This window comes from Pseudomonas sp. IB20, from assembly GCF_009707325.1.
Taxonomy (GTDB): domain Bacteria; phylum Pseudomonadota; class Gammaproteobacteria; order Pseudomonadales; family Pseudomonadaceae; genus Aquipseudomonas.
The window spans coordinates 4,602,147-4,615,356 of sequence record NZ_CP046103.1 but is presented as its reverse complement, the minus strand read 5'-3'; the positions used below and the strand labels follow the sequence as shown (position 1 = coordinate 4,615,356).

14 protein-coding genes and 1 pseudogene are annotated in these 13,210 nt (G+C 60.5%); 9 read left to right on the top strand and 6 right to left on the bottom strand.

What is annotated here, in order from left to right:
- Positions 1 to 82 precede the first annotated feature (82 nt).
- Genes ribA through GJU48_RS21505 form a run of 3 tightly spaced genes read left to right on the top strand, consistent with a single transcriptional unit; the run spans position 83 to position 1,913 of the window.
- On the top strand, positions 83 to 700 hold the full coding sequence (ribA, locus tag GJU48_RS21515; RefSeq protein ID WP_094952316.1) for a GTP cyclohydrolase II: 618 nt from the start codon (positions 83 to 85) through the stop codon (positions 698 to 700).
- Positions 697 to 1,116 carry an MFS transporter gene (locus GJU48_RS21510; RefSeq protein ID WP_094952317.1) on the top strand — a complete coding sequence of 140 codons (420 nt, stop codon included), beginning with the start codon at positions 697 to 699 and terminating at the stop codon, positions 1,114 to 1,116. The genes ribA and GJU48_RS21510 overlap by 4 nt, the downstream gene beginning before the upstream one ends.
- Complete coding sequence (locus GJU48_RS21505) at positions 1,113 to 1,913, top strand: cobalamin-binding protein (RefSeq protein WP_094952318.1); 801 nt, start codon at positions 1,113 to 1,115, stop codon at positions 1,911 to 1,913. The genes GJU48_RS21510 and GJU48_RS21505 overlap by 4 nt, the downstream gene beginning before the upstream one ends.
- Here the strand turns inward: GJU48_RS21505 and GJU48_RS21500 are convergent.
- The 6 genes and pseudogenes from GJU48_RS21500 to GJU48_RS21475 all read right to left on the bottom strand — a co-directional run bounded on the left by GJU48_RS21500 (position 1,889) and on the right by GJU48_RS21475 (position 7,997).
- Positions 1,889 to 3,455 (bottom strand): annotated as a pseudogene (locus tag GJU48_RS21500) (TonB-dependent receptor domain-containing protein). The gene GJU48_RS21505 and the pseudogene GJU48_RS21500 overlap by 25 nt on opposite strands.
- A gap of 156 nt (positions 3,456 to 3,611) precedes the next feature.
- Positions 3,612 to 5,510 carry a 1-deoxy-D-xylulose-5-phosphate synthase gene (gene dxs / locus GJU48_RS21495; protein ID WP_094952322.1) on the bottom strand — a complete coding sequence of 633 codons (1,899 nt, stop codon included), beginning with the start codon at positions 5,508 to 5,510 and terminating at the stop codon, positions 3,612 to 3,614.
- Positions 5,511 to 5,620: 110 nt separating this feature from the next.
- A complete protein-coding gene (locus tag GJU48_RS21490; protein WP_094952323.1) occupies positions 5,621 to 6,508 on the bottom strand; it encodes a polyprenyl synthetase family protein in 888 nt (295 codons plus the stop codon).
- Positions 6,505 to 6,747, bottom strand: coding sequence for an exodeoxyribonuclease VII small subunit (locus GJU48_RS21485; protein ID WP_003176346.1), 243 nt, complete (start codon positions 6,745 to 6,747; stop codon positions 6,505 to 6,507). Before GJU48_RS21485 ends, GJU48_RS21490 begins: the two co-directional genes overlap by 4 nt.
- Before the next feature lie 298 nt (positions 6,748 to 7,045).
- Positions 7,046 to 7,414 carry a MerR family transcriptional regulator gene (locus GJU48_RS21480; protein ID WP_083356564.1) on the bottom strand — a complete coding sequence of 123 codons (369 nt, stop codon included), beginning with the start codon at positions 7,412 to 7,414 and terminating at the stop codon, positions 7,046 to 7,048.
- Entirely contained in the window at positions 7,353 to 7,997 is a 645-nt protein-coding gene (locus tag GJU48_RS21475) for an NAD(P)H-dependent oxidoreductase (RefSeq protein ID WP_094952324.1), read from the bottom strand. The genes GJU48_RS21480 and GJU48_RS21475 overlap by 62 nt, the downstream gene beginning before the upstream one ends.
- 920 nt (positions 7,998 to 8,917) lie before the next feature.
- Between GJU48_RS21475 and GJU48_RS21470 the strand changes: the two genes are divergently transcribed.
- The 6 genes from GJU48_RS21470 to GJU48_RS21445 all read left to right on the top strand — a co-directional run bounded on the left by GJU48_RS21470 (position 8,918) and on the right by GJU48_RS21445 (position 13,196).
- Positions 8,918 to 9,499, top strand: a complete 582-nt coding sequence (locus GJU48_RS21470; protein ID WP_094952334.1) for a YjfI family protein — start codon at positions 8,918 to 8,920, stop codon at positions 9,497 to 9,499.
- 17 nt (positions 9,500 to 9,516) lie between these two features.
- Complete coding sequence (locus GJU48_RS21465) at positions 9,517 to 10,215, top strand: PspA/IM30 family protein (protein ID WP_094952325.1); 699 nt, start codon at positions 9,517 to 9,519, stop codon at positions 10,213 to 10,215.
- 221 nt (positions 10,216 to 10,436) lie between these two features.
- Positions 10,437 to 10,997 carry a rhomboid family intramembrane serine protease gene (locus GJU48_RS21460; protein ID WP_094952326.1) on the top strand — a complete coding sequence of 187 codons (561 nt, stop codon included), beginning with the start codon at positions 10,437 to 10,439 and terminating at the stop codon, positions 10,995 to 10,997.
- A gap of 59 nt (positions 10,998 to 11,056) precedes the next feature.
- A complete protein-coding gene (locus tag GJU48_RS21455) occupies positions 11,057 to 12,091 on the top strand; it encodes an ion channel (RefSeq protein ID WP_094952327.1) in 1,035 nt (344 codons plus the stop codon).
- On the top strand, positions 12,078 to 12,752 hold the full coding sequence (locus GJU48_RS21450) for a DUF2491 family protein (protein ID WP_094952328.1): 675 nt from the start codon (positions 12,078 to 12,080) through the stop codon (positions 12,750 to 12,752). The genes GJU48_RS21455 and GJU48_RS21450 overlap by 14 nt, the downstream gene beginning before the upstream one ends.
- A 15-nt stretch (positions 12,753 to 12,767) precedes the next feature.
- A complete protein-coding gene (locus GJU48_RS21445; RefSeq protein WP_094952329.1) occupies positions 12,768 to 13,196 on the top strand; it encodes a DUF350 domain-containing protein in 429 nt (142 codons plus the stop codon).
- The last annotated feature ends 14 nt before the right edge of the window (positions 13,197 to 13,210 follow it).

The following is a 13,210-nucleotide window of genomic DNA, read 5'->3' as shown; positions in this document are numbered from 1 at the left end:
CAGCGATAATTCAGCTTAAGCGTCTGTAGGAACCTGCTGTTACAATGACGCCCTCTGTGAAATCTGAAATCAGGAGCACACGGTGCCCGTCGTTTTCGTCGCCGCTTCCAAGCTGCCTACCCCTTTTGCCACGTTCACCATGAACGGCTTTCTCGAAGAGGCCACCGGCCGCGAGCACCTCGTGCTCAGTCTGGGTGACCTCACCGACGGCGCGCCGGTACTGGGCCGCGTGCACTCCGAGTGCCTGACCGGTGACGCGCTGTTCAGCCAGCGCTGCGACTGCGGTTCGCAACTGGAAGCCGCCATGCGCGCCATCGCCCGTGAAGGCCGTGGCGTGTTGCTGTACTTGCGTCAGGAAGGCCGTGGCATCGGCCTGATGAACAAAATCCGTGCCTATGAGCTGCAAGACGGCGGCGCCGATACCGTTGAAGCCAACGAACGCCTAGGCTTCGCCGCCGACCAGCGTGACTACGCGATCTGCCTGCCGATGCTTGAGTATCTGGGCGTGAAGTCCCTGCGCCTGATGACCAACAACCCGCGCAAGGTCAAAGCCTTGACCGAAATGGGCATCACCGTCGCCGAGCGCGTGCCGCTGCACACCGGGCAAAACCCGCACAACAAGCTCTACTTGGCGACCAAGGCCAGCAAGCTCGACCACATGATGGGCAACGAGCATCAGGGCGAGGTCGACCGCGCGTGACCCGCGGCCAGGTGAAACGGCGACTGTCCTTCAACTGGTGGCAGTACTTGGCCCTGGCACTGCTGCCGTTGTTTGTGATCAACCTGGTATTTGGCCACGCCGAATCCCTGCTTCCCGTACTGGCCATGCCGTTCTTTATTGCCGGCGTGGCCTCGATGTTTTTGAGCCTGCGTTATTTTCATGGCTATAAACACGCGCTGATCGCCACCGCCAAAGCCCTCGACACCGCTGAAGAACCGGCTGCCTGGATTACCCTCGCGGCCCGTCGCCGCACGGCTTTGCTGGTGGCGGCGATACCGGCCTGGATCGGCGCGCTGGCGGTGTTTGTCGGCCTGGAAGCCGTCCCGCTGTTCCTGCTGGCGCTGTCGACGCTGGTACTGTTTTACCTCTACCGCATCCCGCGTCAATTGGGATGATGCGCTACTGGCTGGCGGTGCTGCTGCTGGCAGTCAGCGCCCAGGCGTTGGCGGTCGAACGCGTCGTCAGCCTGGCGCCGTCACTCTCTGAAATCGTGCTTGAACTGGGCGCCGCCGACCTGCTGGTGGGCGTGCTCGATGGCGGCGAACGCCCGGCGGCATTGGCGCAAGTGCCCTCGGTGGGGCAATACGGGCAATTGAACATGGAGCGCCTGCTCAGCCTCAAGCCCGACCTGATCCTGCTCTGGCCCGGCAGCGTGGGTCCTGCGCAACGCGAGCAGTTGCAGCGCCTGAATATCCCCGTCTACGTCGCCGAACCGCATAGCCTTGAACAACTGACGTCTCAGATCCAAGCCATCGCTCAACAAGTGGGCCGTGAAGAGGCGGGTCGACAATTAGCCGCGCAGTTACGCCAGCGCCTGGCCGAACTGCGCCAACGCTATCAGCGTGCCGAGCCCTTACGGGTGTTTTACCAAGTGTGGAACCAGCCGCTGTACACCGTGGGCGGTGGGCAAATCATCAGCGATGCGCTGAGTGTGTGCGGCGCGCGTAATGTATTCGACGACCTGAAGCTGCCCGCGCCACAGGTCAGCATCGAGTCGGTGTTGCAGCGTAATCCGCAGCTGATTCTGGCTGCCGATCAGGTGCAACTCGATGCCTGGAAGGCCTGGCCGCAAATAGCGGCGGTGGCCGAAGGCCGGTTGCAGATAGTCCCGGACAAGGGGCTGGAGCGGCCGAGCGGGCAGATGATCGAGGCTATCGCGAAGCTCTGTCAGTCAGTGGTCCCCCAGCGCTGACAATCCGTTGTGTTTCCATCCTGGTCGGTGCGATTGATCTGCCAAGATGTCGGACTTTGCCTCCCGTTGTAGTTATACCGAGCGCGGGCATATTGGCGGTCCAACAGGTTGTCGACTTTCAGCGAAACACGGACTTCATGATTGATCGCCCAGCTGCTACGCAGCCCCAGCAAGGCATAACCGCCCAGGCGATTGCGGTTGTCTTCATCGTCATAGCTGCTGCTGATGGCTTGCCAACTGGCACCCACACCCAACTTATCGAATTGCCGGTCCAGATCCAGGCTCAAGGTGCGCCGTGCGCGACGCGCCAGGGTGTGGCCGGTATCGCGGTCGCGCGGGTCGATAAATGCCACGCCCAGGTTGCCCTGCCAACCAAACAGTTCCTGCTTGAGCGCCGCTTCAAAGCCATTGATGCGTGCCGACGCCACGTTTTGTGGCTTGTCGTTACTGTCGGCAACGATCGCGTCGCTTAAATCCGTGCGGTACAGCGAAGCTTCCAGGCGCGTGCTGTCACTCAGTTGGCTGCGCCATTGCAGCTCGTAACTTTTTGAGGTCTCCGGCTGCAGGTTGGGGTTGCTGTACCTCGTGTCAGGGTAGTAAAGGTCGTTGAAGGTCGGCGCGCGGAAGCCTTCGCTGTAGCTCAGCAGCACGTCATTATCGGGGTTGATCGGCACGGTAAGGGTGCCGCTCCAGCTGTTCTGGCCGCCGAATTGCTGGTTCTGGTCGCGGCGCAGGCCCAGTTGTGTAATCGGTGTAGGGTTTTTGCTCAACGAAGCTGTTGTCGTATTCCGACTTGCCGCGGTTATCCAATAGGTTGAAACCCACTTCCAGCTCATCGTTAAAGGCATGGCTGAGGTTCAGGCTGATGGACTGATTGCGATAGGCATCATGGTCGCCATCGCTGGGGAACGATTCGTGTGTAGCGTTGATACCCGCCGTGTCATCCAGGCTCGCCCCCAAGTTGAAGCGCGTGTGCTCATCACCGCCAGACAGGCCAAGGCTGCGCTCCCAGGTCTGGTGGCTGCCAAACCCCAGTTTCAAGCGTGGCTGCAGGCCCTGCTCGGCATTGCGCCGGGTAAAAATCTGGATCACCCCGCCAATCGCGTCGCTGCCGTAGATCACCGAGCGCGAGCCGCGCAGCACTTCCACGCGTTCAATCTGGTCGACGTTCAGGTATTGCAGCCCGCTGTCGCCGGAGGTGGTATTGGCGATGCGCTGGCCATCGACCAGTACCAGGCTTTGTGCGGCCTTGGTGCCGCGAATGAATATCCCCGGCAGGCTGCCGCGGCCACCGGTGGGCGCGACTTGCACACCGGGTACGCGGCTGAGCAGGTCGGTTACGCTGGTGGGTTGCAAGCGGTCGATGTCATCGCGGGTGAATACGGTGTTGGCGGCGCTGCTGTCGTTGCGCGCTTGGACCTGGCGGTTGGCGCTGATCACTACGTTGGGGAGTTTCAGGGCGTCGTCACGCTCGAAACTGTCGGCCAACAGGTCAGTGGCGGGAAGCAGCAGCAAGGGCAGGGCAAAGCGAAGGCGGGTCATGGGCTGTCCCTAGCGTTTATCAGCAATACAAAACCAATGTGGGAGCTGGCTTGCCTGCGATGACGGCGGCACATTCAACTTCAATGTGTCCGATAGACCGCTATCGCAGGCAAGCCAGCTCCCACATGTTGGCCCGGTTTCTACCGGGAGGTCGGGTTACAGGCCCAGCAGCGCCATGCGCTCGCGCACCGAAGCCTCAATCCCGGCTTCATCCAGCCCACACTCAGCCAGCATCTGCGCCGGCTTGGCATGTTCGACATACACATCCGGCAAGCCCAGGTGCAGCACCGACTTGAGAATGTTCTCCCGCGCCAGGAACTCGCTGACCGCCGCACCGGCGCCGCCCATGATGGCGTTTTCTTCGACCGTCACCAGCAGCTCATGGCTGGCGGCGATTTCGCGTACGAGGGCTTCGTCCAGTGGTTTGACGAAGCGCATATCGACCACGGTGGCGTCGATCTTCTCGGCGACTTTCAGCGCTTCGGCCAATTGCACGCCAAACACCAGGAAAGCGGTTTTGCTGCCTTGGCGACGCACGATGCCTTTGCCGATTTCAATCGGTTCAAGGTCTTTCTCGATCACGGCATTCGGGCCATTACCGCGCGGGTAACGCACGGTCGCCGGGCCGTTGTACAGGTGGCCGGTGCTGAGCATCTTGCGCAGTTCGTTCTCATCACTCGGCGTCATCACCAGCATGCCGGGGATGCAGCGCAAGTAGGACAAATCGAAACTGCCGGCGTGGGTCGGGCCGTCTTCGCCGACCAAACCGGCGCGGTCGATGGCGAACAGCACATCGAGGTTCTGCACCGCCACGTCATGCACCAACTGGTCATAACCGCGCTGCAGGAAGGTGGAGTAGATCGCCACCACCGGCTTGGCGCCTTCACAGGCCATGCCGGCGGCGAAGGTCACCGCGTGCTGCTCGGCAATCGCCACGTCGAAATAGCGCAGCGGGAAACGCTCGCTGAACGCCACCAGGTCGGAGCCTTCCTTCATCGCCGGGGTAATGCCCACCAGTCGCGGGTCGGCGGCGGCCATGTCACACAGCCATTCGCCAAACACGCCGGAATACTTCGGCCCGCTGGCCTTTTTCGGCGCGGCGGCAGGGGCGTCCAGCGGTTCGAGCTTGGTGATCGCGTGGTAACCAATCGGGTCGACTTCCGCCGGGGCGAAGCCTTTGCCTTTTTTAGTGACGATATGCAGGAACTGCGGGCCCTTGAGGTCACGCATGTTGCGCAGCGTGGCGATCAGGGTGGGCAGGTCATGGCCGTCGATCGGGCCGATATAATTCCAACCAAGCTCTTCGAACAGAGTGCCGGGCACGAGCATGCCCTTGGCATATTCTTCGGTTCGACGGGCAATTTCCCACGCGCCGGGCAGGCGCGAGAGCACCTTTTTGCTGCCTTCGCGCATGCTCGCGTAAGTACGGCTGGAGAGGATTTTTGCCAGGTAGTTCGACAGGCCACCGACATTGCGCGAAATCGACATGTCGTTGTCGTTAAGGATCACCAACATGTTGGCGTTCACTTCCGGCGCATGGTTCAGCGCTTCGAAGGCCATGCCGGCGGTCAGCGCGCCATCACCAATCACCGCAATCGCCTTGCGCTCACTGCCTTGCAGGCGGGCGGCAATCGCCATGCCCAGCGCGGCACTGATAGAGGTGCTGGAGTGGCCGACGCCAAAGGTGTCGTACTCGCTCTCGGCGCGACGTGGGAAGGCGGCCAGGCCGTCCTTCTGGCGCAGAGTGGCCATGCGCTCGCGACGGCCGGTGAGGATTTTATGCGGGTACGCCTGATGGCCCACGTCCCACACCAGCCGGTCGTCCGGGGTGTCGAACACGTAATGCAGGGCGATAGTCAGCTCGATGACGCCCAAGCCGGCACCGAAATGCCCACCGGTCTGACCGACCGTGTAGAGCAATTCCAGGCGCAACTCATCGGCCAGGGTTTCCAGCTCGGCTTCACCCAGTCGACGCAGGCCGTCCGGCGTGGCAGCACGGTCGAGCAGGGGCGTGGACGGGCGTTTGCGGGGAATCTCTTGAAACGTCGTGGGCATCAGGCGAATCGTTATAGGTATAGAAGAGGCGGCAGTTTACCTCAAGCAGTGCAAACTGCCCACGCAGAGCGCCGAACTTGGCCGATATGCGGCTGCAATGGCCGCCGTTATCAGTGGCGGCGTTCGACGATATACCGCGCCAAGTCGCGCAATGGCTCAGCCGCCGCGTCGAAAGGTCGCAGGGCATCCAGGGCTTGGTCGCGCAGTTGCAGGGCATACGCCTTGGCCGCTTCGAGGCCAAGCAAGGCCGGATAGGTCGGTTTATCGCGTGCGGCATCCGCGCCTTGGCGTTTGCCCAGGGTCGCGGTGTCACTTTCCACGTCGAGAATGTCGTCCTGCACCTGAAACGCCAGGCCGACGGCCCGGGAGTAGGTCTGCAGGGCCGCCAATTGCGCCGCGTCGGCACGGCCACTGGCCAGGGCGCCCAAGTGCACCGCGGCTTCGATCAGCGCGCCGGTCTTGTGGCGATGCATGTGTTCGAGGGCTTGCTGGTCCAGCTTGAGGCTGACCGAACCCATGTCGATCGCTTGCCCGCCGACCATGCCGGCCGGGCCAGCGGCCAGAGCGAGGGCGGTCACCATACGCAGGCTGATCTCAGCGTTCACGCTGTTAAGGCGCGGGTCCAGCAAGGCGCTGAACGCCAGGCTCTGCAGGCCATCACCGGCCAGGATCGCATAGGCCTCATCAAAGGCTTTGTGGGTGGTTGGCTGGCCGCGACGTAAATCGTCGTCGTCCATTGCCGGCAAATCGTCATGCACCAGGGAGTAGGCGTGAATCAGCTCAACCGCACACGCCGCGCCATTGGCTTGCTCGGCACGCACGCCCAAGGCTTCACAGGCCGCATACGCCAGCAACGGGCGCACGCGTTTGCCGCCATTCATCACGCTGTAGCGCATGGCGGCATAAAGGCGGTTCATTTCCGGGCTTGGCGCAACAAACAAGGGCTCGAGCGCCGCATTCACCCGGGCTTGGCTACTGGCCTGATACGCGTCGATCATTCGGGCTGTTCCGCATCGAAAGGTTCTTCGGCCAACTCCCCGTCGCGTTCCAGCAATACCTGGACCTTCTGCTCCGCCTGCGCCAACGCGCTCTGGCAGTCGCGAGTCAGGCCGATGCCTTGCTCAAACGCTGTCAGCGAGTCCTCCAGCGACAACTCGCCGTTCTCCAGACGCTCGACCAGGGTTTGCAGGTCGGCGAGGGATTGTTCGAAATCGAGTGCAACTTTTTTGCGGGCCATGGCGGCTATTCCGGTAGACGGTAAACCGGCGCGACACTAGCAGACATGGGGATTCTGGGCAAATGAGCGGGGGGCAGTCGTCCTCTGTTGAGCTGAATAAAACGCCTATTGGGCTCATGTTGGGAGCCGATTACGCATTTTATTCGGCTCAGCGGACACCCGAGCACTGCCCCTGCGCATCCTTGAGCTGCGCTTCAAACGATTCTGGGCAAATGAGCGGGGGGCAGTCGTCCTCTGTTGAGCTGAATAAAACGCCTATTGGGCTCATGTTGGGAGCCGATTACGCATTTTATTCGGCTCAGCGGACACCCGAGCACTGCCCCTGCGCATCCTTGAGCTGCGCTTCAAACGCCATCAACCCCGCCTGCATCTGCTGCAACCCAGCAATCTGCCCGGCCAGTTCGCGCTTCTTGCTGGCGATGGCCTGATCTGCCCGTTCCCAAGGCAGTGCATCGCCTTCGTGCCCGTGCAAAATCCCCTGCAACTCCTTGAGCTTGAACCCCAACTGCTGGGCGCACTTGATCAACGCCAGCAGCTCCACGCTCTGCGCCGAATAGACCCGATAACGCCCCTCCCGTTGCGGTGCTGGCAACAGGCCAATTGCCTCATAGTGGCGTATCGCTTTGATGGTCGTGCCCGACAGCTGCGCGGCTTTGCCGATGTACATGAAAACTCCCTTTTCCGAATAGGCCGCCGGCCAGTGTCAGCCATTTTTCACGCTGCGCCGGTGTAGAGCCCAGCACCGGCCCGAACATCAACGTTTTGGTCGGCTTGATGCCGCAAAACGCCAGGGTCGTGCTGCGCATCTGATGAATGCCCGGCATGCGGTAGAACCAGCGGTAATACCACGGCGGCGTGTCCAGGGCCACCAACAAGTGTGCGGTTCGGCCGAGCAGCAGCTTGTCAGGAAACGGCTTGCCTTCGCGGTATTTAAAGGCAAAGCCGGGTAGGAAAACGCGGTCGATAAACCCTTTCAACAATGCCGGAATACCGCCCCACCGGATCGGGAACACCCACGCCAGATGGGTGGCCCAGAGGATGTCGGATTGGGCGCTGAGCAAGTCAGGTTCCAACGGCTGGATCTGCGTGTAGCCGTGGTGAAGGACGGGGTCGAAAGTGAGATCGCCCAAGCGCAGGACGCGGACCTCGTGGCCGGCGATTTTTGCGCTGTGGCGGTAGGCGTCGGCCAAGGCTGAGCAGAAACTGGTGGGAGAAGGGTGGCCGAGGATGACCAGGATGCGCTGGGGCATGGGGTGAGGTCCTGAAAATGGGGGCTTTCAGGGTAGGGTGTGCCGTATGGGGGAGAGTCAAGGGGCGCTCTAGTACCGCGGAGCATTTGTGCAGCAACCTGCTAAGCGACGAAGAGCAAAGGAGGGAACGGGCTTGCTCGCGAAAGCGGTGGGTCAGTCAACATCAATGTTTGCTGGGCCGACGTCATCGCGGGCAAGTCTGGGCCGACGTCATCGCGGGCAAGTCGAATCGTCGCACCGCCGCTCCCACATTTAATCTTCGCTGCTTTGGGCATTGCGTTCGCTTAACTGAACAGCGTCAGGGCTTGCCTGATAAATGCTCTACGCAACATCAAGCCGTTTTCTTGCTCCCCGTGTCCATGTCCGTTCTGCCCCAAGGCCGCCAGTCGTCGGTGTGCCGCTCACTGCCATGCGGCCCACTGGAGATGGTGCCACCGGCCAGGAACTTCTCCCACAGGTTCTTGCTGTCGGGGCCGCTGTCTTTGTGCCGGTCCGGCGACTCTCGAACAAGGAGTGCTTTTCAGTGGGCTGGGAACGCCGGTAAAAAATCTCACGCGTGAGCTATTGAGCCTTCCGAGAATTACCTGTAGCATGCGGCCCACTGGAGATGGTGCCACCGGCCAGGAACTTCTCCCACAGGTTCTTGCTGTCGGGGCCGCTGTCTTTGTGCCGGTCCGGCGACTCTCGAACAAGGAGTGCTTTTCAGTGGGCTGGGAACGCCGGTAAAAAATCTCACGCGTGAGCTATTGAGCCTTCCGAGAATTACCTGTAGATTTTCTCACGCGTGAGTTTTTCACAACGAGGTCAGCACCATGAAAAGCAGCTCTCCATCGAGCCCGCAAGCCGGGCCCGATACCGATTCCGCAAGCCGCAAGGGAGAGCGCTTGAAACCGCCTGCGAAAAAGCCGTCGAGCTTTTACATGAAGCAGATGCGCGCGGGCCTGGCGGCCGCCGGGTATGTGAAACACGAGACTTGGGTGCTTCCCGAAAATCGAAGCCTGCTCAAGCAAATGGAGAAACAGCTTCGCCAACCGATTCTGGCTGGCTCATTCATGTCGGAGAATTTCATGAGCGCAGGTACTAACTGGAATATCGATCGCCTCTTCACGGCGCTGCAAGCCTTGGACGAAGTGGTTTCCAACGACATTACGCTTTCTCTCGTTCAAGGCTCCGAGTCCAGCATCAAGCTGGAAATGAACGACTTCGGGGGCCTGCCGATTTACATCGCAGTGGTGGGCGAGCAGATCATCGTGGACACCGTTCTGGTCGACGTCGAGTCCATCAGCGACGTAGCGGCATTCAATGACGCGGTGCTGCGCAGCCGGGAAATGTTCCCGTTGTCCTCGATCGGTATCGAGTCGATGCCTAACGGCCAGGTTGTTTACAACATGTTCGGCGCGCTGAGTTCCGACTCCAGCCTGACCAACATCGTGACCGAGGTGAAAACCCTCGTCGACAACGTGCAGCGCGCCAGCGAAGCCTTTGAACGTTTCTTCAACTAATTATTCGGGAGTATCCAATGACTCAGTCCATCTGGAGCAAATTGTTCACCGCGGTACGTGGCGGTGCCAGCGAAGTCGGCGAATCGATCGTTGACCAACAAGCCCTGCGCATCCTTGACCAGGAAATTCGCGACGCTGACAGCGCGTTGGCCAACGCCAAGCGTGAACTGGTCAGCATCATGGCCAAGCACAAACTGGCGGCTGACCGCGTCAGCGAATACGACGCCAAGATCAAGGACCTGGAGTCCAAGGCGATGGCTGCTATCCAGGCCAATCGTGAAGACCTGGCTCTGGAAGTGGCCGAAGCCATTTCGACCCTGACCAACGAACGTGACGTCGAGCAAAAGCAGACCACCGAGTTCGGCGGGTACGCTGAGAGCATGCGCAAAGACATCACCAAAGCCGAAAGCCGAATCAAAAGCCTGCGCCAGCAAGTGGACATGGCCAAGGCGCGCGAAAGCGTACAGAAGGCCCAGGTCAGCGCGTCCATCGCCAGTGGCGGTGCCAACGGCAAGCTGGAAACCGCCGTCGGTACGCTGAACCGCTTGCAAGCCAAGCAGCAGCATCGCGCCGCTGAACTGCAAGCCCAGGATGAGTTGGCGGAGGCATCGACGGGTACTGACCTTGAGCGCAAGCTGCGCGAAGCCGGTATCACGCCGGACACAGGCAGCGCCAATGCGATTCTGGAACGCCTGAAGCAAAAGTCGGCTGAGTAAACAGCGCCGCAGCAAGAAGGGCAGGTCTGCCCTTCTTTTTTAGTCACAGCAGATTAAATGTGGGAGCGGCGGTGCGACGATTCGACTTGCCCGCGATGACGTCGGCCTAGCAAACATTGATGTTGACTGACTCACCGCTTTCGCGGGCAAGTCGCACCGCCGCTCCCACAGGGGATCTGCCCAACGAGGGTCTGCCCTTCTTTTTTTACGTCGAGGTCAGGATGGACGCCCTGAAGGGTTTCAAGACAATCGCAGGCTTGGCGCTCTTTATGGTCGCGCTGCAACTGCTCAATGTAGCCACCGGTTACAGCCTCATGGCATTCGGCCTGATCCCGAGAACCGTGCAGGGGCTGCTCGGCATCCTCACCTCTCCGTTTTTGCACGCCTCCTTTGCCCACCTGAGCGCTAACCTGATTGCCTTTTTGGTACTGGGGACTCTGGTCATTATCGAAGGGCTCAACCGGTTCATTACTGTCAGCGCGATTATTATCCTGCTGGGTGGCTCGTTGGTCTGGCTGTTCGGGTTTGCCGGCGTACACGTCGGTGCCAGCGGCTGGGTATTCGGCTTATGGGCCTACTTGTTGTCTCGCGCCTGGTTCCACCGGAGCTGGAGCAACCTGATCACCGCCGGTGTGGTGGCGGTTATGTATGGCGGCCTGATCCTTGGCTTCCTGCCGCGCCAGGGTATTTCCTTCGAAGGCCATTTGTTTGGTGCACTCGCCGGGTTTATTGCGGCCAAGGTACTTCTCTCTAAGCCGCGCAGCAGGTTTAATGCCGGGTGAACGCCGAGGCGGGCGAGGAACGTCATCAGGAATCAAATACCCAGGGAATCAGGGACGACATGTCGATTTTTCTTTTGTTGCGCCTCTACGCCTCCTCCCTCTTTCACCGCTTCGGCTGGGCAGGGCTGGTCATTGCTTTGGGTGTACACCTGGGCACGGCGTATCTGGGCCTGGTGTTTCTGGGCGAACAACACCTCACCGCCCCCGCCACGTTTATTTACTTCTATCTCACCACCACGCTTACTGTCGGCTATGGCGACCTCGCGCCGCAGACCTCGGCGGGGCGAGTATTTGTCGCCACCTGGGTCATGCTCGGGGGCATTGCGCTGCTGACGGCGGCCATCGGCAAAACCACCAGCAGTGTTATCGATGCATGGAGAAAAGGCATGAAGGGCAAAGGCGATTTCACCGGCAAGGTCGGCCACACCGTGCTCATCGGCTGGGAAGGCGCGTCCAGCGAGCGGGTCATTGAGTTGTTGCTTCAAGATGAAACCTCGAACGACAACCTGATCGTCATCTGCGACTGCACGCTGGAAGAAAACCCGATGCCAGGCAAAGCGGCGTTCATCAGAGGCGAAAGCCTGTCCTCCACCGCATTATTACTGCGTGCAGGTGTTCCCGGTGCCGAGCGGGTGCTGGTGCGAACCCCGTCTGATGACCTGACGCTGGCTACCGTGCTGGCGGTGAATCAGTTGAGCCCTGTGGGGCACGTGGTCGCCCACTTCAATGAAAGTGAAATTGCCGCCCTCGCCAGTTCCTATGCGCCCAGCCTGGAGTGCACCTCAAGCATGGCCATCGAAATGTTGGTGCGCGCCTCTCAGGACCCGGGCTCGTCCGTGGTCATTAATGAGCTGCTGTGCGTCGGGCAAGGCGCCACTCAATACCTGATGAAATTGCCCGAGGCCTTTGAGGCAACGTTCGGCGACCTGTACACGCAGATGAAAGAACAGCACAACGCCACGCTCATCGGCTATCGCGCCAAAGGCGCTCAACAACCGTCAATCAACCCGCCCGGCGCCACCCGCGTTGAAGGCGGCGAACTCTTCTACATCGCCTCCACCCGCCTCAAGGAAATCTCCAATGGGATGGTTTAAACAGTTGATGGGGCTTGAGGCCCCGCAAGCGAAACCGGAGTCGCAATGGACTGCCGGCGAAACCCTGCCAGTCACCGGCCCACTGGGCTTGGCGCCGGGCAAAGGCGTGATATTCGACACGACCCTGAAATTGCTGCTCGATGAGAAAACCACGGTAGTGATCCCTGGCTCCCAGGAAATCTGGGCCAACGGCACCGTTGATCTCGGGCAGTCGACCTGGCTGTCACGCTATTACATGAACGACGAAGATTACTGGCTGCAGGTGCACACCACCGGCGAGATCGCCGGGCAGGTCGAGTCGGTAATCCTGTTCAACTATTTGAGCGTTGTCACCCTCAGTAGTGAAGCGGAGCTGCGTCGGCTGGCAGGGCCACAGAGCTTGATCGGGCTGCCGACCTACACCCACAACGGCGTCGAATACGCCCGTGTGTGGGGCAGCGAGCCTGGCCAGACAGAACTGGTGGCGATGAGCGAACAGGTGATCAACCCCGAGAGCACCTACACCGTCGAGCACCGTTCGATGCTGTACGCCCGCGACACCGGCCTGACCGACCGTCGAGAGTTTTTGCTGTTTTCCGTCGAAGAAGACGCTGAGGGCTCCATCAGCCTTAGCACCTCGCTGGGCATTTCGCTGTACACAACCGACCTGAATGCGCTCTAAAAAAGGAAGAACCCCATGCTAGAAGCTCTCTCCATCTCCCTGAACAAAGCGGCTGTGTTCGGGTTTGTCACGTATATCTTGGGGGCTGCGATAATCTTCGCGCTGTTCCAGTTCATCTACACCCGCGTCACCCCGCACAAAGAGTTCGAACTGATCCGTGCCGGCAACGTGTCGGCTGCGGTCGCCCTGGGCGGTGCCATCATCGGTTTCGCCATTCCGGCCAGCAACGTGATTGCCTACTCGATCAGCATCCTCGACTTCGTCGTCTGGGCCGTGATCGCCGCCCTCGTTCAACTGTTGGCCTTTTTGGTGACCAGCCTGGTGCTCAAAGGTACGTCCGAGCGCATCAAGAACGGCGAACTCGCGGCCGGTATCTACGTGGCCGCCGTGGCCATCAGCGTCGGCATGTTGAATGCCGCGTGCATGACGCCTACCCAGAACTGATTGCGCACGGAGCT

Coding starts and splice junctions, on each gene's coding strand:
- GJU48_RS21505 (WP_094952318.1), top strand. CDS start 1,113: ATGATGCGCTACTGGCTGGCGGTGCTGCTGCTGGCAGTCAGCGCCCAG.
- dxs (WP_094952322.1), bottom strand. CDS start 5,510: ATGCCCACGACGTTTCAAGAGATTCCCCGCAAACGCCCGTCCACGCCC.
- GJU48_RS21490 (WP_094952323.1), bottom strand. CDS start 6,508: ATGATCGACGCGTATCAGGCCAGTAGCCAAGCCCGGGTGAATGCGGCG.
- GJU48_RS21485 (WP_003176346.1), bottom strand. CDS start 6,747: ATGGCCCGCAAAAAAGTTGCACTCGATTTCGAACAATCCCTCGCCGAC.
- GJU48_RS21480 (WP_083356564.1), bottom strand. CDS start 7,414: ATGTACATCGGCAAAGCCGCGCAGCTGTCGGGCACGACCATCAAAGCG.
- GJU48_RS21475 (WP_094952324.1), bottom strand. CDS start 7,997: ATGCCCCAGCGCATCCTGGTCATCCTCGGCCACCCTTCTCCCACCAGT.
- GJU48_RS21470 (WP_094952334.1), top strand. CDS start 8,918: ATGAAGCAGATGCGCGCGGGCCTGGCGGCCGCCGGGTATGTGAAACAC.
- GJU48_RS21465 (WP_094952325.1), top strand. CDS start 9,517: ATGACTCAGTCCATCTGGAGCAAATTGTTCACCGCGGTACGTGGCGGT.
- GJU48_RS21460 (WP_094952326.1), top strand. CDS start 10,437: ATGGACGCCCTGAAGGGTTTCAAGACAATCGCAGGCTTGGCGCTCTTT.
- GJU48_RS21455 (WP_094952327.1), top strand. CDS start 11,057: ATGTCGATTTTTCTTTTGTTGCGCCTCTACGCCTCCTCCCTCTTTCAC.
- GJU48_RS21450 (WP_094952328.1), top strand. CDS start 12,078: ATGGGATGGTTTAAACAGTTGATGGGGCTTGAGGCCCCGCAAGCGAAA.
- GJU48_RS21445 (WP_094952329.1), top strand. CDS start 12,768: ATGCTAGAAGCTCTCTCCATCTCCCTGAACAAAGCGGCTGTGTTCGGG.